This is a genomic window from Streptomyces caelestis (assembly GCF_001279005.1).
Lineage (GTDB): Bacteria > Actinomycetota > Actinomycetes > Streptomycetales > Streptomycetaceae > Streptomyces > Streptomyces heliomycini.
Genome location: NZ_LGCN01000194.1, coordinates 17,991 through 36,369, shown reverse-complemented (window position 1 = coordinate 36,369; position 18,379 = coordinate 17,991). Strand labels below are relative to the sequence as shown.

The window sequence follows — 18,379 nt, the reverse complement described above, 5'->3', positions numbered from 1 at the left end:
GTCCGGCGCCGGCCCGCCCGTCGAAGATCGGCATCCGGTCGTACACGCCTGCGCGCACGCCCTACGATGACGCCGGGTGACTGGAGGAGGCATGGCCGTGGACTGGAGCGGGCGGGGCTATCACGCCCAGCGGTGGGCGGCGCGGGGGGCGCTGGCCGCCGCCGCGCTCGCGGTGGCGACTCCCCTCGTCTACGGGGGGCTGCGCGGTCTGCTGCTGCTGGTGTGCGGGGTCGCGGGACTGGGGCTCAGCGCGGCCGCCGTGTGGTGGGCGCTGACCCTGCGGGGCCCGCTGCGGTGGGTGTCCGCGCTGGTCGCCGTGTGTGTGCCGGCCGGTCTGATCGCCCTGTTCGCGGTGACGCTGTTCTGGGCGCTGCTGGTCTCCCTGACCCTGTGGGGCCTGGCGGTGTGGAGCGGCAGGTTCGCGCTGCGGGGCACGGGCGGCGGGCAGGTCCAGGTGCGGGAGCGGCGGCTGCCGCCGCCCCGGAAGCCGGTACTGATCATGAATCCCCGGTCGGGCGGCGGCAAGGTGGGCAGGTTCCGGCTGCGGGAGAAGGCGGAGCGCCTGGGCGCCCGGGTGGTGCTGCTCGAACCCGGCAGGCAGCACGACGTGACCGCGCTGGCCCGGGCCGCCGTCGCGGACGGCGCGGACCTGCTGGGCGCGGCCGGCGGCGACGGCACGCAGGCGCTGGTGGCGGCCGTGGCCGCCGAGCACGACATCCCGTTCCTCGTCATCAGCGCCGGGACGCGCAATCACTTCGCCCTGGACCTCGGCCTGGACCGCGGCGACCCGGCCGCCTGTCTCGACGCGCTCACGGACGGCGTCGAACTCCGCGTCGACCTGGGTTTCGCGGGTGAGCAGCCGTTCGTGAACAACGCCTCCTTCGGCGCGTACGCGGCGATCGTGCAGAGCCCCGCCTACCGCGACGACAAGATCGGCACCAGCCTGGAGATGCTGCCCGATCTGCTCACCGGTCAGCAGGGGCCCCGGCTGGTCGCCCGCGCGGGGGGCACGACGCTCGTCGCGCCGCAGGCCGTGCTGGTCAGCAACAATCCCTACCGCACCGGCGACCCCTTCGGCCTCGGCCGGCGGGAACGGCTCGACTCCGCCGCGCTCGGCGTCCTCGGGGTGAAGCTGGAGGGCGCCATCAGCGCCGCCGCCCTGCTGCTGAACCCCGAGCCGAGCGGGCTGACCATCATGACCGCCACCGAGGTCCTCATCGAGGCGGACCGCGCGGAGATCGAGGCCGGGGTCGACGGGGAGGCCATGGTGCTGCCCGCCCCCGTCCACTGCCGTATCGCGCCCGGCGCGCTGCGCGTCCGGGTCCCGCGCAGGCGGCCCGGTGTCACGCAGGCCCCGCCGCGACTGGACTGGCGGCGGCTGCGCAAGCTGGCGGCGACGGTCGGCCGTACCGCCGCGCCGAGCCGTCTGCGCCACTCCCACGGGGCGCCCCACGGGCCGCAGCGGCCGGCCGGGCCCCGCTCAGGGCACCAGTAGCTGTACGCCGCCCACCACCGTCGCCGCGATCACCAGCCGTTCGAACAGCCGCTGGTCGATCCTGCTCACCGCCCACGTGCCGAGGAGCGCGCCGGGCACCACGAACAGCACGAGCGCCGCGTCGAGGAGCAGCGAGTCGGCGTCGATCAGGCCGAGACCGGCGCTGAAGGGCAGCTTGGAGGTGTTGACGATCAGGAAGAAGAACGCCGAGGTGCCGAGGAAGCCGAGTTTCCGGAAGCCCGCGGAGAGCAGGTACAGCGACATCACCGGGCCGCCCGCGTTGGCGACCATGGTGGTGAAGCCGCCGAGCACGCCGTAGGAGCGGGCCTTGGCACGGCCCGCCCGGGTGGCGACCGCGTCGGGTCCCCGGTCCGCGTCGGCCGTCCGCCGCCGCCACATCGTCACCCCGGCCATCAGCAGCAGGATCGCCCCGATGGAGCTCCGTACGATCCCGTCGTCGGCCCACACCAGGAACAGGGTCCCGGCGACGACGCCCGCCGCGACCGCCGGGAACAGCCGCCACAGCGTGGGCCAGTGGGCGTGCCGGCGGTAGGTGAGGACGGCGAGCACGTCCCCGGCGATCAGGATGGGCAGCAGGACTCCGGTGGAGGCCTTGGCGGGCAGTACGGCGGCGAAGACGGCGAGACTGACCGTGTTGGCCCCGCTGACGGCGGTCTTGGAGAAGCCGACGAGCAGGGCCGCGAAGGCGAGCGCGGCGAATTCCCAGCCGTTGAGGTGCCAGAGCGTCATCATGTTCATTGCGAGGACAGATGCTATGCGCAGGCGGACGACGCCGGTGAGGACGTCTCGCCCGATGGCGCCCCGGCGCGATGGTCAGTGCCTCTCGACCAGGACCGCGCTCCCCTGTCCCACGCCCACGCACATGGTCGCCAGGCCGCGTTCCGCGCCGGTGCGGCGCATGCGGTGCAGCAGGGTGGTGAGGATGCGGGCGCCGGAGCAGCCCAGCGGGTGGCCCAGGGCGATCGCGCCGCCGCTGGGGTTGACCAGGTCGGGGTCGATGCCGAGCTGGTCGACGCAGGCCAGGGCCTGCGCCGCGAACGCCTCGTTGAACTCGGCCTCCTGGAGGTCGCCGACCGCCCAGTCGGCGCGGGCGAGCACCTTGCGCGTGGCGGGGACGGGGCCGATGCCCATGACGTCCGGGTGGACGCCGGCGGAGGCGCCGGCGACGTAGCGGCCGAGCGACTCCAGGCCCAGCTCGTCGAGGGCCTCCTCGCTGACCAGGATCAGGCCGGCGGCGCCGTCGTTCATCGGGGAGGCGTTGCCCGCGGTGACCGAGCCGCCCGCGCGGAACACCGGCTTCAGCCGGGCCAGCTTCTCGAGGGAGGTGTCCGCGCGGACGCACTCGTCGGTGTCGACGACCACCCCGTCCGGGCGGGTCACGGGCAGGAGTTCGTCGTCGAAGTGCCCGTTCTCGCGGGCCTCGGCGGCGCGCCGGTGGCTGCGCAGCGCGAACTCGTCCTGGCGTTCGCGCGCGACGCCGTACCGGACGGCGACCTCCTCGGCCGTCTCGCCCATGGCCAGCACACCGTGGAGTTCCTTCATCGCGGGGTTGACCAGCCGCCAGCCGAGGCGGGTGTCGGCGGTCTCCATGCGGTGCGGGAGGGCCTCGTCGGGGCGGGGCAGGACGAAGGGGGCGCGGCTCATCGACTCGGAGCCGCCGGCGACGACGATGTCGGCCTCGCCGGCCGCGATGGTGCGGGCGGCGGTGGTGACGGCCTCAAGGCCGGAGGCGCACAGCCGGTTGACCGTGGCGCCCGGGACGGATTCGGGGAGCCCGGCGAGCAGCGCGGCCATGCGGGCGACGTTGCGGTTGTCCTCGCCGGCCTGGTTGGCGGCGCCCCAGTAGACCTCGTCGACGCGGGCCGGGTCCAGCGCGGGCACGTCGGCGACCAGGCCGCGGATCACGGCGGCGGCGAGGTCGTCGGGCCGTACGGTGGAGAGGGCTCCGCGCAGTTTGCCGATGGGGGTGCGGCGGGCGGCCGCGAAGTGGACGGGACGCACGACAGGACTCCTGACCGATGCCGATGGCTGTGCTGTGGGATCGGCGACTGCTCTTAATTAGCACCGCTAGTTTTGGACTATAGACCGCGGAACGGCCCGCTGGGAAGATCCCGCGGCCGCGGTCGCGCCCCGCCCGCGCGGCCGGGGCCGTGTTTGTGCGGGAGGGCCGGGGGCACCCGCGCGTTCATGAAGTGGTTGCGGAGCGCGGCCCGTACGGGAGAGGGCCCGAAGGCGCCCTTCCCGCCGGATCGACGGGGCCGGCTTCGCGGGACCTCGTCGCCGTCGGGCGTGTGCATGCACGGCGGCGGGTGACCGCGCGGGACACCGCTCCGCGGGACCACGGACGATTCGAGAAGGAGGAACAGCACCCCATGACCGTTGTGAGGAGCACCCTGCCCGACGAGGCCCGCCGGGTTTCCTGCGAGGCCCTCCAGGAGACCCTGGTGGACCTGCTCGGGCTGTCACTGATCGGGAAGCAGGCGCACTGGAACGTCGTGGGTCCGCGGTTCCGCTCCGTCCACCTCCAGCTGGACGAGGTGGTCTCCGCCGCGCGCGCCCACGCCGACACGGTGGCGGAGCGGGCCGCGGCGCTCGGTGTGCCGCCGGACGGCCGCCCGGAGACCATCGCCAAGGTCTTCTCGCTGCCGGCCCCGAAGGAGGGCTGGCTGCGCGACTCGGAGGCCGTGGAGGTGATGACGGAGGCGCTCGGCACGGCCGTCACGCGCCTGCGCGAGCGCATCGACGTCACCGAGAAGGCGGACCTGGTCACCCAGGACCTGCTGATCTCGATCACCGCGGACCTGGAGAAGCAGCGCTGGATGTTCGAGGCGGAGAACTTTTCGGGCCGGTCCTGACCGCCCCGGCGCCGGAGAACGCACGTATGTGAGGGGCACATCATGAGCGACGCCCTCGAGAGGGACGCGCTGTGGGACGACTTCCACCGCGTGGTGAACATGACCTCGGCGGAACTGGCGGCCTGGCTGCGGGTGAGCGACGCCGCCGAGACCACCGAGCCGCTGCCGGACCGGGCGGGCGGCGAGACGGGGCAGCACGTCCTCGCCATCCTCCAGAAACGCCGCACCGACCTCACCGCGGACGACCTGCGGGTGATGGAGGAGGTCGTGGACACCGTCACCGCGCAGACGGACCCGGAGAACGAGCCCGTGGCCGAGGACGCACCCCGTCGGCACCGCCTGATGACCCTCGGCCACGACCCGCTCAAGCCGTAGCCGCCGTGGCCGGCCGGGACGGGCGGGTGGTCCGCGCCCTCGTCGACGCGTACGGCCGGACGTACGCGGAGGAGGCCGGCATCGAACTGAAGAACGCCCCGCAGCCGCTGTACCGGCTGCTGGTGCTGGCCCATCTGCTCAGCGCCCGGATCAAGGGGGCGATCGCCGTGGCCTCCGCCCGTGCCCTGCACGAGGCGGGGCTGCGCGATCCGCGCCGCATGGCCGGGGCGACCTGGCAGGAACGGGTGGACGCGCTCGGCCGGGGCGGCTACCGGCGCTACGACGAGCGCACCGCGACCCAACTGGGTGACGAAGCCGAGCTGTTGACAGAACGCTGGGGTGGCGACCTGCGTCGGCTCCGCGAGGAGGCGGACGGCGACGTCGGCGCACTGCGCCGCCTGCTGCAGGAGTTCCCCGGCGTGGGCCCGGTCGGCGCCGACATCTTCCTGCGCGAGGTCCAGCGCGTCTGGCCGGAGGCCGCGCCACGGCTGGACGCCAAGGCCCTGCAGGGCGCGCGGCGGTTGGAACTGCCGCAGGATCCGGACCGGCTCCTCGGCCTCGCGGAACGCACCGAACCGGCCGTCCTGGCTGCGGCGTTGGTCCGCGCGGCGCTCGACAGGCACGTGGCCGAGGACGTGCTCGGCCGGGCCGGCACCCCATGACCTCGCGTCAACAGGGCTTTTCCGCTCCCCCATTCACGGGACAACGTGATCACCACGCGGCACAATGGCCGCGGCGGCCCGATCGCGGCCGTACGGGTGAGGGAGAGGGAGAGACCGTGAGTGAGAGCCACACCCCGCCGAGCGGCTCGGCGAGGCTGAACACCGGTGTGGCGCACAACGCGCGCGTGTGGAACTACTGGATCGGCGGCAAGGACAACTACGACGTCGACCAGCGGGTCGGCGACCACGTCGCCTCGATCAACCCGGTCGTCCGCGACATCGCCCGCGCGGACCGGGACTTCCTGGGCCGGGCGGTGACGTACCTGACCGCCGAGCGCGGTGTGCGGCAGTTCCTCGACGTCGGCACCGGCCTGCCGACGGCCGACAACACCCATGAGATCGCGCAGCGGATCGCGCCGGACTCGCGGATCGTCTACGTCGACAACGACCCGATCGTCCTCGTCCACGCCCGCACCCTGCTGACCGGCACGCGCGAGGGCGCCACCGCCTACATCGACGCCGACGTGCACGACCCGGACGCCATACTGGAACGCGCCACCGGGACCCTGGACGTCACGCGGCCCGTCGCGGTGATGATGCTGGGGATCCTCAACTTCGTGCTCGACACCGACAAGGCCCGGGAGATCGTCCGCCGGATCATGGCGGCGGTTCCCCCGGGGAGCTTCCTGGTCCTCACGCACCCCACCTACGACCCCGAGGTCGGCGGCGAACTGCAGGTTCCGGCCATGGAGTTCTGGAACGAGAACGCCACTCCCCCGATCACCGCCCGGAGCGCCGCGGACATCACCGCGTTCTTCGAGGGACTGGACCTGGTCGAGCCCGGTCTGGTGTCCTGCTCGCAGTGGCGCGCCACGTCCGACTCCGCCGCGGTGCCGCAGTACGGCGCGGTGGCCGTGAAGCCCTGACCGCTGAAAGTATGATCAAACAATGTCTGACATGACCGAAACCACGCCGGGCTGGCTGTCCTCCGACGATCTGGAGATGGCACGCGCCCAGATGCCGATCCTGTACGTCGAGGCCGTGCCCGTGCGCGTCGACGACAGCGGTGAAGTCACCAGCGTCGGCCTGCTGCTGCGCATCGGGCCCGACGGGACGGTCAGCCGGTCTCTGGTCTCCGGCCGGGTGCTGCACCACGAACGGGTCCGGGACGCCCTGCTGCGCCACCTGGAGAAGGACCTCGGCCCGGTGGCCCTGCCGCGCGTCCCGGCGTCGCTGCAGCCGTTCACGGTCGCGGAGTACTTCCCCACCCAGGGCATCACCCCCTTCCACGACCCCCGCCAGCACGCGGTGTCGCTGGCGTACATCGTGCCGGTGACGGGTGACTGCCGGCCCCGGCAGGACGCCCTCGACCTGGTGTGGTTCAGTCCGCAGGAGGCCCTGTCGCAGGCGGTGCAGAGCGAGATGCCGGGCGGTCACGGGGTGCTGCTGAAGCAGGCGCTGGCCCACGCGGGCTGTGTGATCTGACGCCGGCTAGTCCCCCGCACGGGTGAGGTTGGCGCCGGTCGACGGGTCGAAGACATGGGCCTTGCCCATGTCGACCCGGAGCTCGACGGGTACGCCCTCGCGCGCCCGGGTGGCGGCGTTCAGCCGGGCCACGACCTGCTGGGCTCCCCGGGCCCCGGTGTCGCGCACGCCCGAGTCCGCGGCGAGTTCCTCCAGTTCGGCGGTGGTCACCGGCCCGCCCTCCGCACTGAAGTAGACGTACGCGTCGGAGCCCAGCGACTCCAGCACGTCCACGGTGGCGGTGACGACGGGGCCGCCCGTCCCGTGCGCCAGGCTCGCGTCCTCGAAGGCCTCGGGGCGCAGTCCGACGATCACCTCGCGCGGCACGTCCCGCCGTTCCAGCTCCCGGCGCACGCGGTCGTCGAGCGGCAGGTCGCCCAGCGGGGTGCGCAGGACGCCGCCGGACAGGGAGGCGCCCAGGAAGTTCATCGCCGGGGAGCCGATGAAGCCCGCGACGAACAGGTTGCGCGGCGTGTCGTAGAGCTGGGCGGGGGTGCCGACCTGCTGGACCAGGCCCTGCCGCATCACCACGACCCGGTCGCCGAGCGTCATCGCCTCGGTCTGGTCGTGGGTGACGTACACGGTGGTGGTGCCCAGGCGGCGCTGCAGCCGGGAGATCTGGGTGCGCATCTGCACCCGGAGCTTGGCGTCCAGGTTGGACAGCGGCTCGTCCATGAGGAACGCCTTGGGGTCGCGGACGATCGCCCGCCCCATCGCCACCCGCTGGCGCTGTCCGCCCGAGAGGTTGGCGGGCTTGCGGTCCAGGAACTCGCTCAGGTCGAGGACCCGGGCGGCCTCCTCGACCTTGCTGTCGACGGTGGCCTTGTCCACCTTCGCCAGCCGCAGCGGGAAGCCCATGTTCTCCCGCACGCTCATGTGCGGGTACAGGGCGTAGCTCTGGAACACCATGGCGACGTCGCGCTCCTTGGGGGCGAGGTCGTTGACGACCCGTCCGCCGATGCGCAGGGTGCCCTCGGTGATGTCCTCGAGCCCGGCGATCATGTTCAGGGTGGTCGACTTGCCGCAGCCGGACGGGCCGACCAGGATCACGAACTCGCCGTCGGCGATGTCGAGGTCCACGTCCCGCACGGCGAGGGATCCGTCCGGATAGCGTTTGGTGACTCCCTCTAGGACGATCTCGGCCATGGGCGGCGCCTCCTTGCCTTCACGCTCATCCCTTGACCGCCCCGGAGGTCAGTCCGGCGACGATCCGCCGCTGGAAGAGCAGGACGAAGATGATGATCGGGACGGTGATCACCACGGCGGCCGCGGCGATCGACCCGGTGGGCTGCTGGAACTGCGAGCTGCCCGTGAAGAACGCGATCGCGGCGGGGACCGTGCGCGCGGACTCGGTGGAGGTCAGCGAGATCGCGAACAGGAAGTCGTTCCAGCAGAAGATGAACACGAGGATGGCCGTGGTGAACACGCCCGGAGCGGCGAGCGGCACGATGACCAGCCGGAAGGCCTGCGCGGGCGTGGCCCCGTCCACCTTGGCGGCCTTCTCCAGGTCCCAGGGGATCTCCCGGAAGAACGCCGACAGGGTGTAGATCGCCAGCGGCAGCGAGAAGGTCATGTACGGGATGATCAGTCCGGGCCAGGTGTCGAAGATCCCGATGCTCCGCTCGATGTCGAACAGCGGGGACACCAGGGAGATCGGCGGGAACATGGCGATGAGGAGCGACATGCCGATCAGCAGCCGTTTGCCGGGGAACCGCAGCCGGGCCACCGCGTAGGCGGCCATGGTGCCGAGGATCACCGCGATCACGGTGGCGATCAGGGCGATGCCGATCGAGTTGACCAGCGCCCGGGTGAACTCGGAGGTCGCGAAGATGCCCCGGTAGTTCTCCCAGGTCCAGTCCCGGGGGATGTAGTCGCCGTCGGTGAGGGTGCCGGGGTCCTTGAACGACAGCGCGACGATCCACCACACCGGGAACAGGGCGTACAGCACCACCACGACGTTGACGACGCCCCATCGGGTGGCGTGCGACGTGCCCGCGGCGGCCATCAGCGCTTCACCTCCGCGCCCGGTGCGGCGGCGCCGAACAGCTTGACGAAGGTGAAGGCGATGATCCCGACGCAGAGGAAGATCAGGACCGAGATCGCCGACCCGATGCCCAGGTTCAGCGCGGTGAACAGGTTGTCGTAGCCGAGGATCGACAGGGAGCCGGTGCCGTGGGCACCCGCGGTCAGGACGTAGATGTTGTCGAAGATCCGGAACGCGTCCAGGGTGCGGAAGAGCAGCGCGACCAGGATGGCCGGTTTCATCAGCGGCAGCATGACCTTGGTGAACCGCTGCCAGGGAGTGGCGCCGTCGACCATGGCCGCCTTCAGGGTCTCCTCGGGGACGAGGGCGAGGCCGGCCAGCAGGAGCAGCGCCATGAACGGGGTGGTCTTCCACACCTCGGCGAGGACGATCAGCCACAGTGCGGGCCACTGTTCGGTGAGCGGGGCGTCGCCGCTGGGCAACAGCTCCGCGAGGTAGCCGAGTTCGGGGGTCCAGGCGTACTGCCAGGAGAAGGCGGCGACGACGGTGACGATGCCGTACGGGATGAGGACCGCAGTGCGCACCGTGCCGCGTGCGAAGAGCGTGCGGTGCATCACCAGGGCGAGGCCCATGCCGAGGACGAGCTCGATGGCCACGGACACGGCGGTCAGGAACACCGTGACCCAGAAGGCGTCCCACCAGAACGGGGAGGACAGCACCGCGCCGTAGTTGCTCAGGCCCACGAACTCGGCCTGAGCGGGGAAGCGCAGGTCGTAGCGCTGGAGGGACAGGTAGACCGCGTAGCCGATGGGGTAGGCGGTCACGGCGGTCATGACGAGGACGGCCGGTGCGCACAGCAGCCGGCCCAGGCGGCGCTCCTGTCTGGCGCCGGCGGAGAGGGCCTTCCCGCCCTTCGTCTTGCCCTCGGTGGGCTCCGCCCTCGTGCTCACGGGATCACACCCTCGGATCGCAGGGCCTGGTCGATCTGTTCCCCGATGGTGTCGACCGCGCTCCCGGGATCGATCTCCGACGGCGGGGACAGGGTGTGGGAGACGGCGATCGACACGTTCTGGTAGGCGGGGGTGAGCGGCCGTACGCTCGCCGATTCCAGGGCGGACAGCACCTCCTCGGAGAAGGGGTACTCCTTCATGAAGGCGGGCTCGTCGTACAGGGCGCGCAGGGTGGGCGGCAGTCCGCCCTCGAGCGCGGCGGTGAGCTGGTTCTCCCGGTTCCGCAGGCACAGGGCCGCCTCGAAGGCCAGGTCGGGGTGGCGGGAGTAGGCGCTGACGGCGAGGTCGATGCCGCCGATGGTGGGGCGGGCGGGGCGGTCGGCGTCGACGCGGGGGTAGGGGGCCCAGCGGAAGTTCTCGAACAGCCGCGGGTTGTTCGTCTTCATCGACGGATAGACGAACGGGTAGTTGAGCTCGAAGGCCGCCACGCCCGACTCCATGGCCAGGCGGTTCTGGTCCTCCATCTGGTTGGGCAGGGAGGGGTCGGCGGCCGGGGAGTTCGCGAGCTCCCGCATGATCGAGGCGGCCCGCACGGCGGGCGGGCCGAGGGAGGGCCGGGTGGCGCTCGGGTCGAGGATGGTGCCGCCCGCGCTGTTGATCAGCGAGTTGAACCAGACGGTGAGGCCCTCGTACTGGGCGCCCTGAATCTCCACGTAGTGCGGTCTGCCCTGCCGGGCGAGGCTGCGGGACATGGTCAGCATCTCGGACCAGGTCTTCGGCGGGGTGGGCACCAGGTCCTCGCGGTACCACAGGAGCTGGGTGTTGGTGTTGTACGGGACCGCGTACAGCCTGCCCTTCCAGGTGGCCGTCTGCAGGGGGACGCGGAGCGTGCCCTCGGTGGCCCGGCGCTTCGGCTCGCCGGTCCACTCCCGGATCCAGCGGGCCTCGGCGAACTCCGCGGCCCAGGTGACGTCCAGGCCCAGGATGTCGAGGGAGTCGTCCTCGGCGGCGAGCCTGCGCACCAGTTGCTGGCGCTGGCCGTCGGCGGCCCGGGGCAGTTTGTCGTAGCTGATGCGGTAGCGGCCGCCGGAGGCCCGGCTGCAGCGGTCGGCGGCTTTCTGCAGGGCGCCGGAGTCGTCGGGGAAGTTGTACCAGTTGAGGGTGGGCCGGGAGGCGCCCTCGTCGCCGCCGCAGGCGGCGAGCGTCGATGCCAGCAGGGTCAGCACGACCAGCGCCCGCGTCCGTCGCGGCCCTCCGGTGCGTCCGCGCCTCGCGTGCACGCGCCCCCACCTCGCTTCCCGGATCGCGGCGCGGGTGTCCGTTCCCGCGGCGGTGCCTACCCGGCGAACGTTAAACAGGGCATACGCTTACATCAAGGACATTCGCCCATGGCTCGCTCATGGCGCTCGACGCACGGATTCCGGTGCGGTGGGTGGAGTCGTCCGGCGGTCCCTCCGGCCGGCGCGTGGGGAAACGACGAAGAGGCCGTCTCGGGTCTCCCCGATACGGCCTCCGACCTGCTGCTCGACAAGTCGGGACGACAGGATTTGAACCTGCGACCCCTTGACCCCCAGTCAAGTGCGCTACCAAGCTGCGCCACGTCCCGTTGCCCGTCTGACCTGGGGATTCCCCGGGCCGAACGCGCACGGAAACCATACCGCACTCCAGGCGGTGAGCGCGCACCCGTTTACGGCCGCGGGATCTGCCCGGCGCACGCGTCCACGGGCGGCAGGCCCAGCCGGGGGTGCGCCTCGAGGAGCCGGGGCGGGGCCGCCTGGCGCCAGGAGTCGGCGAGGATGTCGCGCAGCTCGCCCTCGTCCTCCAGTGCGGCGAGGCGGACCCTGACCCAGGCGAACTGCGCCTCGTGGCCGGCGATCCAGAACTTCTCCGGTTCGGCGAGGGCCAGTTCGTCACGCTCCTCCTTGGGGCAGCGCACGGCGATGGAGGTCTCGTCCTCGGGGAGGGTGGCGAACATCTTCCCCGCGACCCGGAACGTGGGCATGCTCCAGGCGACCTTCTCCGTGGTGTCCGGCAGGGACAGGGCGATCCGTCGTACGTCTTCTGCATCCGGCATGGCAGGCACCGTAGCGGCCGGCACTGACACTCACCCGACGACGGCCGACGCGGGGCCCGCTCCCGGACGCTTGTAGTAGATCGTCGTCGGCCGCAGCACCCCGGCGGGGTCCGCCGCGTAGTCGGGGATGGCGCCGACGGGGGTCCAGCCGGAGGAGCGGTAGAGGCGCTCGGCCGGGCTGCCGGTCTCGGTGTCCAGGTGCAGCAGGGTGACACCCCGCGCGGTGGCCGCCTCCTCCGCGACGGTCAGCAGCCGTCGGCCGAGGCCCCGGCCATGGGCCGCGCGGTGCACCATCAGCTTCACCAGTTCCGCGCGGTGGGCGCTGTTGGGCTTGTCGGGGAGGGCGAGGCTCACGGTGCCCAGCACCCCTGCGGGCTCCTCGTGCGCCACCCACACCGCGAGCCGGCCGGCGGCGACGGCCGCGGACCGTTCCCGCCACCAGACGGCCGCCTCCGCGCGGTCGAGCGGAGCGAGGAAGCCGACGGAGGCGCCGCCGTCCACCGTGTCGGCCAGCAGCTCGGCCAACCCCTGGAGCCGTTCCCGGAGTCGAGCGGCGTCCAGGCTCTCGATGTTCACGGCCGCACCACCGCCAGCACGTAGCGCACGCCCTCGGGGCCGGGACAACGGAACCGGGTGGGCCCCCAGACGCGGAGTCTGAGGCAGTCGCCGCCCCCGAGACGGTGCTCGACGTCCCGGGCCGTCACGGCGAGGACCCCTTTCAGGACCCAGATGTGCTGTTCCAGGCCGGGTACGGGCGGCCGGTCGTAGGCGATGTCCGCACCGGCGTCGAGTCGGCCCTCGACGAGCTCGCCGCGCAGCCCGCCGTGCGGCGGGGACACGGACCGGCGGACGAAACCGGAGGCCCTGTCCTGCCACACCGGCTGGTCGGCGGCCCGCACCACCGGCGCGGGCTCCGCCTCGATCTCACTGAGCAGCTGGGACATGGTCCGCCCGTAGACGGCGCACAGCCGGTTGAGCAGGGAGGCGGTGGGGCTGGTCTCCGCCCGCTCGGCCCTGGAGAGGGTGGACCGGCTGATCCCACTGCGCTCCGCCAGCTCTCCGAGGGGCCGGCCGTGCTCGCCCCTGAGCTCGGCCAGTCGCGCGCCGAGCCGGACGTCGACGGGGTCCGGGGCCGGCCCACCCTCTCGATGTTTCATATTCGGGATGGCATCCCGCATCAGAGAACGCGTCGGGGCCGGGAGAGGTTCACCGGGCGGGAGCCTCCGGGCGGGGGCGAGCGGTTCGGGCGAGGTTGTTGTGCAGCCGCCTCAGGTGCTTGGCCACGGGGCACTGCATGCCGTCCGCCCCGCATTGGCGGCAGCTTCGAAGGTGCTGTTCGTAGTCCTGGCGGCTCTGCTCGAGGCGGTCGTACGACGGCTGCATGCGACTTCCTGACGGTCGTCCGGGCGCCACGGATCACGGGCGCCGCAAGGGGATGGGGTCACCTCAAACGGTTGCCTGAGGCGCACACATCAACTTTGATCTTGTTACTCGCAGTACGGCAAACCGGGCCGCCGAGCGGTGGCCCCGCAGGGGTTCCACAGCCGACCGGCAGCAGCGCCGAGCCGGTCAGCCACCGGGCGGCCGGGGCGGCGGCGGTCGCCCGGTGCGCCCCCGGGCGTCACGTTCGACGGCACCGCCCTCCTCGAGCGGTTCCCAAGCAGCGCGGACGGCAGCGTGTCGGCCACTGCGACCGAGTCCGCGGCGACCGGCGACCGCGCCCTCTCGGTCGCCGCCGACGAGCGCTCCGGTGACATCGTGGTGGTCGACCGCGCCGACGGCGCCGCCCACGTGACCGACGCGTCCGGCGCCACTCGGGCCGAGGACACCTGGCCCGGATCCGCCTCGCCCGCCGGCGCACCGGGCGGACTCGTCCACGGCCGTCCGTCGTACCCGCCGCGTCAGGGGGCCGACGCCCCGGAGCCCCGTGCGGGAGGGGGCGCGACCGGGCGGCCCGCGTCCGGCGGTGGGCCGGTGGCGTCACGGCCCCGCACCCCCGGCGTGACCGTCCGCGCCGTGCGGTCCGTGTACGGGCGCACCGCGTGGGCCGGGGCCGGCGTGCCCCGGGCCGGCGTGCCCCGGGCCGGCGTGCCCCGGGCCGGCGTGCCCCGGGCCGGCGTGCCCCGGGAGATCGCCCACCGGAGAAGGACGACGGCCGGGCCGGGCACGCACACGTTCACGACGCGGTGGGAGCGGGGGGAGGCGGTGGCGGTGTCGCCCCCGCCGGGACCGTGCCGCTCCGGGAGGGGCGGCACGGTCAGGGATCACACGGTCGGCCGGGGCGCGGAGCGACGGGCCATGAGGTGTTCGATCAGGGTGAGCAGGACGTCCCTGCCGTCGGTCCGTTCGCGTGCGTCGCACATCACCAGGGGAACCTGCGGGTCCAGGTCCAGGGCGGTGCGGACTTCCTCGGGCGTGCGGTCGCGGACGTTGTGGAAGCAGTTGACCGCCACGACGAACGGGACCCCGCGGCTTTCGAAGAAGTCGATGGAGGCGAAACTGACCTCCAGACGGCGGGTGTCGACCAGTACCACCGCGCCCAGGGCTCCGAGCACCAGGTCGTTCCACATGAACCAGAAGCGTTCCTGGCCGGGGGTCCCGAACAGGTAGACCACCAGTTCGTCGCTGACGGTGATGCGCCCGAAGTCCAGGGCGACGGTGGTGGTGGTCTTGGCGTCGATGCCGACCAGGTCGTCCACGCCGACGCTGGCCCGGGTCAGGTACTCCTCGGTGTGCAGGGGGGCGACCTCGCTGACCGCGCCGACCAGGGTGGTCTTGCCCACGCCGAAGCCACCGGCGATCAGGATCTTCACGGCCTGGGCCGTCTGTGCCGGATCAGAGCCCGCGAAGCCCATCTCTCACCGCCTCAAGGATCGTCATGTCGGGGTGGGCGCCGTTGTGCGCGAAGGCCAGGGGCGGCCGGGCCCGTACCCGGCCGGCGTCGATCAGGTCGCCGATGAGGATCTTGGTCACCGACACCGGCAGGTCCAGTTCGGCGGCGATCTCGGCCACCGCGACCGGCCTGCGCGCGCACAGGCGCAGGACGGCGCGGTGTTCCGGCTGCAGTGCGGGCCGGCCGGCCGCGGTGTCCGTGCCGGGCGTGGCCCGTACCGTGATCAGAGTGATCAGGGTCAGGTCGTCACGGCCGGCGGTGGTGCGGCCGCCGGTGATGGTGTAGGGGCGGACCAGCGGTTCGTCCGCGTCGTCCTCCAGGTCCTCCGTCCAGTGCCTCATGCGCCGGCCCCGGGGCCGGCGGGCGGGGGCGGGTCGGACTGCGGGGTGCGTTCCTCGGTGCCCAGCTTCTGGCCCACCTGCTGGACCAGGGTGTGCATGGCGACCGCCATCACTTCGGCGTCGACCTCCTGGGAGGCGACCACGGCCAGGTGGGTGCCCCGGCCGGCCGCGGTGACGAACAGCCACAGGTCCGCCATCTCGACGATGACCTGGTGGACCGGACCACCCTGGAAGAGCTGTCCGACGCCACGGGCCAGGCTCTGCTGACCGGTGGCGATCGCGGCCAGGCGCTCGGCGTCGGAGCGCTCGACGCTCTTCGAGCGGCTGATCACCAGGCCGTCGTCGGACAGCACGACGGCATGCCGGGTGCCGGCCACCTGGTCGACCAGTCCGTCCAGGAGCCAGTCCAGGTCTGCGTCGGTGGCGGTGGTTCGCTGAGTCATCCTCGGTCTTCCCTCGTGGGCGGTTCGGACTGGTCGGTGCCGGGCGCGGACGGCCGCGCGCCGGCGGCGCGGTTCTTGCGGGACTGCCGCTGGAAGGCGCCGATGGTGGCGCCGGAGCGGGCCGGGGCGCTGGACGGGGCCGGGGAGACCGGGGGGTCGTGCGGAGCCGGCGCGCGCAGTTCGGCCACCAGACTGGCCTGACGCGTCCGGCGGGGCAGGGGTACGGGCCCGGTCTGTGGGGCCGGCGGGCCCGCGGGGGCCGGCGCCGGTGCGGTGACGTCGGCCATCGCCTGTCCCCGCGACCGTACCGGCAGCTCGTCCGCGCCGTCCGCGGGGCGGGGTTCGGCGTGCCGGCGCGACGGGGTGAGGGGGGTGCCGGCGTCCTTCGGCGACGGGTCGCCGGCCGCGTCCGGCACCGACCGGGGCCGCTCGGCCACGAGGTCCTGCGGGACGAGGACGATGACGCGGGTGCCGCCGAACGCCGAGGGCCGCAGTTCCACCTGCAGACCCAGGCCCGCCGCCAGGCGGGCCACCACGTACAGGCCCAGGCGCACGTCGTCGGCGCGGGTCATCACGTCCATCTGCGGGGGCTCCTGCATCAGGGCGTTGGCGGCCTCGTACTGCTCGGCCTCCATGCCCAGCCCGCGGTCCTCCATCTCCACCACGACGCCCCGGCTGACCGGCGCCGCCTTGACCTCGACCGGAGCCGGCGGCTTGGAGAACGCGGTCGCGTTCTCCATCAGCTCGGCCAGGATGTGGATCAACGGCCCCACCGCCCGTTCGGAGATCCACGGCCGGCCCTCGACGTCGATCTCGATGCGCCGGTAGTCCTGGACCTCGCCCTGCGCGGCGCGCAGGACGTCCAGCAGCGGCACCGGTCTGCGCCAGCGGCGCCGGGGCTGACCGCCCGCGAGGATCACCAGGTTCTCCTCGTAGCGGCGCAGCCGGGCGGTGAGGTGGTCCAGGTCGAACAGGTCCTCCAGCAGTTGTGGGTCCTCGTGCCGGCGCTCCAACGCGTCCAGCTTCTTCAGCTGCAGGCCGATCAGGAGCTGGGTGCGGCGCGCGATGCGCTGCAGCAGCCGCTCGAAGCCGCGGTGCTGCTCCGCCTGGCGCACCGCGGTGTGCACCGCGGTGCGGCCGGCCAGGTTCAGCGCCCGGCTCAGCTCGCCGAACTCGTCCGCGGCCGGGGACAGTTCCGGGACCTCCGCGTCCACGTCCACGTTCTCGCCCTGTTCCAGCCGGGCGACCACCTGCGGCAGCCGCTGTTCCAGGTCCCGCGCCTGATCGTGCACGGCGAGGACGCGCCGGCGCAGGAGCGTGGTCAGCCGCCAGGTCATCAGCACGATCAGGACGACGGCGAACAGGCCCAGGGCCGCGACGGAGTACAGGTACAGCTTCAGCTCCCGCACGGCGGCGGCGCCGGCGGCGTCGGAGACCTGGCTGTGCGCGCCGATGAGTTCCTCGAGACGGGCGACCGAGGCGTCCGCCGCGGTCCGCCACTCCTTGGCGCGGGCCGGGGACAGCGCGACGCCCTCACCGTCGGAGGCCTGCAGCCGCTCCTCCAGCTCGACCCGCTTCCGCCATTCCTCGCTCTTGGTCATCGCCGTGTAGAGCCGGCTCTCCTCGGCGTTGAGGTTCGGCGCCACACGCGACTTGAGCAGGTACTCGTGGGTGCCGACGGCGTCGGTGACCAGGTCGTAGTCCTCGTCGGACAGCCGGCCCGAGGGCCAGCCCCGAGCCAGCACCGCGTCCTCGCGGTTGATCATGTCCACGGCCCCGTTCAGGTCGAACAGGACCTGCGACAGGCCGGTCACCTCGCCGTTGGCGCCGCGGGAGATCGCGGCGAAGACCTCGGTGCCGGCCGCGATGGCCTCGGTGTAGTAGGTGAACGCCCGCTCCTCGTCGACGGTCCCGGCGTCCACCGCGCGGCGCTCCTGCGCGAGCCGGTCGGTCACCCGCACGGTCCGGGAGATCGCGGCGGCCAGGCCCTGCTGGCCGTCGCTGGTGTCCGCGGAGACCAGCGGCTCGAAGGCGCGCAGGGCCCGGTCGGTGGCCGCGCGCTGCCCGACCAGGGCGGTCCGGGACGCCTCGGGCGCGGCCAGCACCTCCTGGGTCAGCCGCCGTTCCCGCTGCAGGGCGTTGAACAGGGCCGCGTTGCGCGGGCCCACGGTCGTCTTCAAGTCGTGCTGGGCGGCCTGCACCCGGTACTCGTTGCCCAGTTCGTACGTGGCCAGGCCCCACAGCCCGACCAGCGCCACGCTCGGCACGAGCAGCAGCACCAGCAGCACCGCGCGCAGCGGCAGGCGCCGTTCACCGGCCGTCCGCGTCCGCTCGTCCGGCGCGCCCCCGCGCCGGCGACCGGCCCGCGCGCCGTTCCTTCCGCGCCGCCCGTCCCTGTTCGATCCGCTCACCCGCCGGACACCCTCCTCGTCACCGGTCGGCCGCACCTGTGACAAGAACGCGCCAGACAGTAGCGGTTGATGGCCTGATATTAGCCATACAGTGCGCGAAGGCCGAAAGCACATTCGACGGTGCGGGCGAACGCCGCTCACGAAAACGGACCTGTCGCCCCGTAACGGAATGTTTTATTCCGGCGTTTCCGTCACCACGACCGCGACCGGCCGGCCCCGCAGGCGCCGCCGGACCGTCCGCACCGGTGCGCGCGTGGCCGCGCCGAAGCTCTGGACTTGCTCAAAAGGCGCTTCGGGCCACCGGCGGGCGGGGCAGCCTGCGGACAGTCGGCGCGCAGGCCCGGCGGAAGG

At 72.8% G+C, this 18,379-nt stretch carries 20 protein-coding genes and 1 tRNA gene; 6 read left to right on the top strand and 15 right to left on the bottom strand.

Annotated features, from left to right (window positions below; genetic code table 11):
• Positions 1–91 precede the first annotated feature (91 nt).
• Positions 92–1,495: a diacylglycerol/lipid kinase family protein gene (locus tag ADK41_RS17105; RefSeq protein WP_030831101.1), complete on the top strand. Its 1,404-nt coding sequence runs from the start codon at positions 92–94 to the stop codon at positions 1,493–1,495.
• On the opposite strand, the gene ADK41_RS17100 is transcribed toward ADK41_RS17105, so the two are convergent.
• Positions 1,481–2,254: a sulfite exporter TauE/SafE family protein gene (locus tag ADK41_RS17100; RefSeq protein ID WP_030831098.1), complete on the bottom strand. Its 774-nt coding sequence runs from the start codon at positions 2,252–2,254 to the stop codon at positions 1,481–1,483. The genes ADK41_RS17105 and ADK41_RS17100 overlap by 15 nt on opposite strands.
• A 75-nt stretch (positions 2,255–2,329) precedes the next feature.
• Positions 2,330–3,517 (bottom strand): thiolase family protein, encoded by a 1,188-nt coding sequence (locus ADK41_RS17095; RefSeq protein WP_030831095.1) that lies wholly within the window; start codon positions 3,515–3,517, stop codon positions 2,330–2,332.
• A 371-nt stretch (positions 3,518–3,888) separates the two neighbouring features.
• Between ADK41_RS17095 and ADK41_RS17090 the strand changes: the two genes are divergently transcribed.
• The 5 genes from ADK41_RS17090 to ADK41_RS17070 all read left to right on the top strand — a co-directional run bounded on the left by ADK41_RS17090 (position 3,889) and on the right by ADK41_RS17070 (position 6,893).
• Positions 3,889–4,371 (top strand): Dps family protein, encoded by a 483-nt coding sequence (locus ADK41_RS17090; RefSeq protein WP_030831092.1) that lies wholly within the window; start codon positions 3,889–3,891, stop codon positions 4,369–4,371.
• Positions 4,372–4,413: 42 nt separating this feature from the next.
• The gene (locus ADK41_RS17085) at positions 4,414–4,746 is read left to right on the top strand and encodes a DUF3140 domain-containing protein (protein ID WP_030831090.1); all 333 of its coding nucleotides are present in this window, start codon (positions 4,414–4,416) and stop codon (positions 4,744–4,746) included.
• 5 nt (positions 4,747–4,751) lie between these two features.
• Positions 4,752–5,408: an endonuclease gene (locus ADK41_RS17080; protein WP_030831088.1), complete on the top strand. Its 657-nt coding sequence runs from the start codon at positions 4,752–4,754 to the stop codon at positions 5,406–5,408.
• Positions 5,409–5,524: 116 nt separating this feature from the next.
• The gene (locus ADK41_RS17075) at positions 5,525–6,334 is read left to right on the top strand and encodes an SAM-dependent methyltransferase (RefSeq protein ID WP_030831085.1); all 810 of its coding nucleotides are present in this window, start codon (positions 5,525–5,527) and stop codon (positions 6,332–6,334) included.
• Between the two features lie 31 nt (positions 6,335–6,365).
• Positions 6,366–6,893 (top strand): NUDIX hydrolase family protein, encoded by a 528-nt coding sequence (locus ADK41_RS17070; RefSeq protein ID WP_030831083.1) that lies wholly within the window; start codon positions 6,366–6,368, stop codon positions 6,891–6,893.
• Between the two features lie 6 nt (positions 6,894–6,899).
• On the opposite strand, the gene ADK41_RS17065 is transcribed toward ADK41_RS17070, so the two are convergent.
• From ADK41_RS17065 to ADK41_RS17005, 13 genes are all read right to left on the bottom strand, one after another.
• On the bottom strand, positions 6,900–8,078 hold the full coding sequence (locus ADK41_RS17065) for an ABC transporter ATP-binding protein (RefSeq protein WP_030831081.1): 1,179 nt from the start codon (positions 8,076–8,078) through the stop codon (positions 6,900–6,902).
• A 25-nt stretch (positions 8,079–8,103) separates the two neighbouring features.
• Complete coding sequence (locus tag ADK41_RS17060) at positions 8,104–8,937, bottom strand: carbohydrate ABC transporter permease (protein ID WP_030831079.1); 834 nt, start codon at positions 8,935–8,937, stop codon at positions 8,104–8,106.
• Entirely contained in the window at positions 8,937–9,866 is a 930-nt protein-coding gene (locus ADK41_RS17055; RefSeq protein WP_030831077.1) for a carbohydrate ABC transporter permease, read from the bottom strand. Before ADK41_RS17055 ends, ADK41_RS17060 begins: the two co-directional genes overlap by 1 nt.
• Positions 9,863–11,146 (bottom strand): ABC transporter substrate-binding protein, encoded by a 1,284-nt coding sequence (locus ADK41_RS17050; RefSeq protein WP_199821881.1) that lies wholly within the window; start codon positions 11,144–11,146, stop codon positions 9,863–9,865. Before ADK41_RS17050 ends, ADK41_RS17055 begins: the two co-directional genes overlap by 4 nt.
• A gap of 252 nt (positions 11,147–11,398) precedes the next feature.
• Positions 11,399–11,472: transfer RNA gene (locus ADK41_RS17045), tRNA-Pro, on the bottom strand.
• 81 nt (positions 11,473–11,553) lie between these two features.
• Positions 11,554–11,940, bottom strand: a complete 387-nt coding sequence (locus ADK41_RS17040) for an MmcQ/YjbR family DNA-binding protein (protein ID WP_037804753.1) — start codon at positions 11,938–11,940, stop codon at positions 11,554–11,556.
• Positions 11,941–11,970: 30 nt separating this feature from the next.
• Positions 11,971–12,510, bottom strand: a complete 540-nt coding sequence (locus tag ADK41_RS17035) for a GNAT family N-acetyltransferase (protein ID WP_037804760.1) — start codon at positions 12,508–12,510, stop codon at positions 11,971–11,973.
• Between the two features lie 2 nt (positions 12,511–12,512).
• Positions 12,513–13,097, bottom strand: a complete 585-nt coding sequence (locus ADK41_RS17030; protein ID WP_030831065.1) for a helix-turn-helix domain-containing protein — start codon at positions 13,095–13,097, stop codon at positions 12,513–12,515.
• Positions 13,098–13,146: 49 nt separating this feature from the next.
• Entirely contained in the window at positions 13,147–13,323 is a 177-nt protein-coding gene (locus tag ADK41_RS42145) for a hypothetical protein (RefSeq protein WP_167353474.1), read from the bottom strand.
• A gap of 881 nt (positions 13,324–14,204) precedes the next feature.
• Entirely contained in the window at positions 14,205–14,795 is a 591-nt protein-coding gene (locus ADK41_RS17020) for a GTP-binding protein (protein WP_030831061.1), read from the bottom strand.
• On the bottom strand, positions 14,776–15,174 hold the full coding sequence (locus ADK41_RS17015) for a DUF742 domain-containing protein (protein ID WP_030831059.1): 399 nt from the start codon (positions 15,172–15,174) through the stop codon (positions 14,776–14,778). The genes ADK41_RS17020 and ADK41_RS17015 overlap by 20 nt, the downstream gene beginning before the upstream one ends.
• Positions 15,171–15,617 carry a roadblock/LC7 domain-containing protein gene (locus tag ADK41_RS17010; RefSeq protein WP_037804750.1) on the bottom strand — a complete coding sequence of 149 codons (447 nt, stop codon included), beginning with the start codon at positions 15,615–15,617 and terminating at the stop codon, positions 15,171–15,173. Before ADK41_RS17010 ends, ADK41_RS17015 begins: the two co-directional genes overlap by 4 nt.
• Positions 15,614–18,028 carry a sensor histidine kinase gene (locus ADK41_RS17005; protein WP_030831053.1) on the bottom strand — a complete coding sequence of 805 codons (2,415 nt, stop codon included), beginning with the start codon at positions 18,026–18,028 and terminating at the stop codon, positions 15,614–15,616. Before ADK41_RS17005 ends, ADK41_RS17010 begins: the two co-directional genes overlap by 4 nt.
• Positions 18,029–18,379: the final 351 nt, after the last annotated feature.

Excerpts from the sequence above, each read along its gene's own strand:
- ADK41_RS17105 (WP_030831101.1), top strand. The coding sequence starts at position 92 with ATGGCCGTGGACTGGAGCGGGCGGGGCTATCACGCCCAGCGGTGGGCG.
- ADK41_RS17100 (WP_030831098.1), bottom strand. The coding sequence starts at position 2,254 with ATGAACATGATGACGCTCTGGCACCTCAACGGCTGGGAATTCGCCGCG.
- ADK41_RS17090 (WP_030831092.1), top strand. The coding sequence starts at position 3,889 with ATGACCGTTGTGAGGAGCACCCTGCCCGACGAGGCCCGCCGGGTTTCC.
- ADK41_RS17085 (WP_030831090.1), top strand. The coding sequence starts at position 4,414 with ATGAGCGACGCCCTCGAGAGGGACGCGCTGTGGGACGACTTCCACCGC.
- ADK41_RS17070 (WP_030831083.1), top strand. The coding sequence starts at position 6,366 with ATGACCGAAACCACGCCGGGCTGGCTGTCCTCCGACGATCTGGAGATG.
- ADK41_RS17065 (WP_030831081.1), bottom strand. The coding sequence starts at position 8,078 with ATGGCCGAGATCGTCCTAGAGGGAGTCACCAAACGCTATCCGGACGGA.
- ADK41_RS17060 (WP_030831079.1), bottom strand. The coding sequence starts at position 8,937 with ATGGCCGCCGCGGGCACGTCGCACGCCACCCGATGGGGCGTCGTCAAC.
- ADK41_RS17040 (WP_037804753.1), bottom strand. The coding sequence starts at position 11,940 with ATGCCGGATGCAGAAGACGTACGACGGATCGCCCTGTCCCTGCCGGAC.
- ADK41_RS17030 (WP_030831065.1), bottom strand. The coding sequence starts at position 13,097 with ATGAAACATCGAGAGGGTGGGCCGGCCCCGGACCCCGTCGACGTCCGG.
- ADK41_RS42145 (WP_167353474.1), bottom strand. The coding sequence starts at position 13,323 with ATGCAGCCGTCGTACGACCGCCTCGAGCAGAGCCGCCAGGACTACGAA.
- ADK41_RS17020 (WP_030831061.1), bottom strand. The coding sequence starts at position 14,795 with ATGGGCTTCGCGGGCTCTGATCCGGCACAGACGGCCCAGGCCGTGAAG.
- ADK41_RS17015 (WP_030831059.1), bottom strand. The coding sequence starts at position 15,174 with ATGAGGCACTGGACGGAGGACCTGGAGGACGACGCGGACGAACCGCTG.
- ADK41_RS17010 (WP_037804750.1), bottom strand. The coding sequence starts at position 15,617 with ATGACTCAGCGAACCACCGCCACCGACGCAGACCTGGACTGGCTCCTG.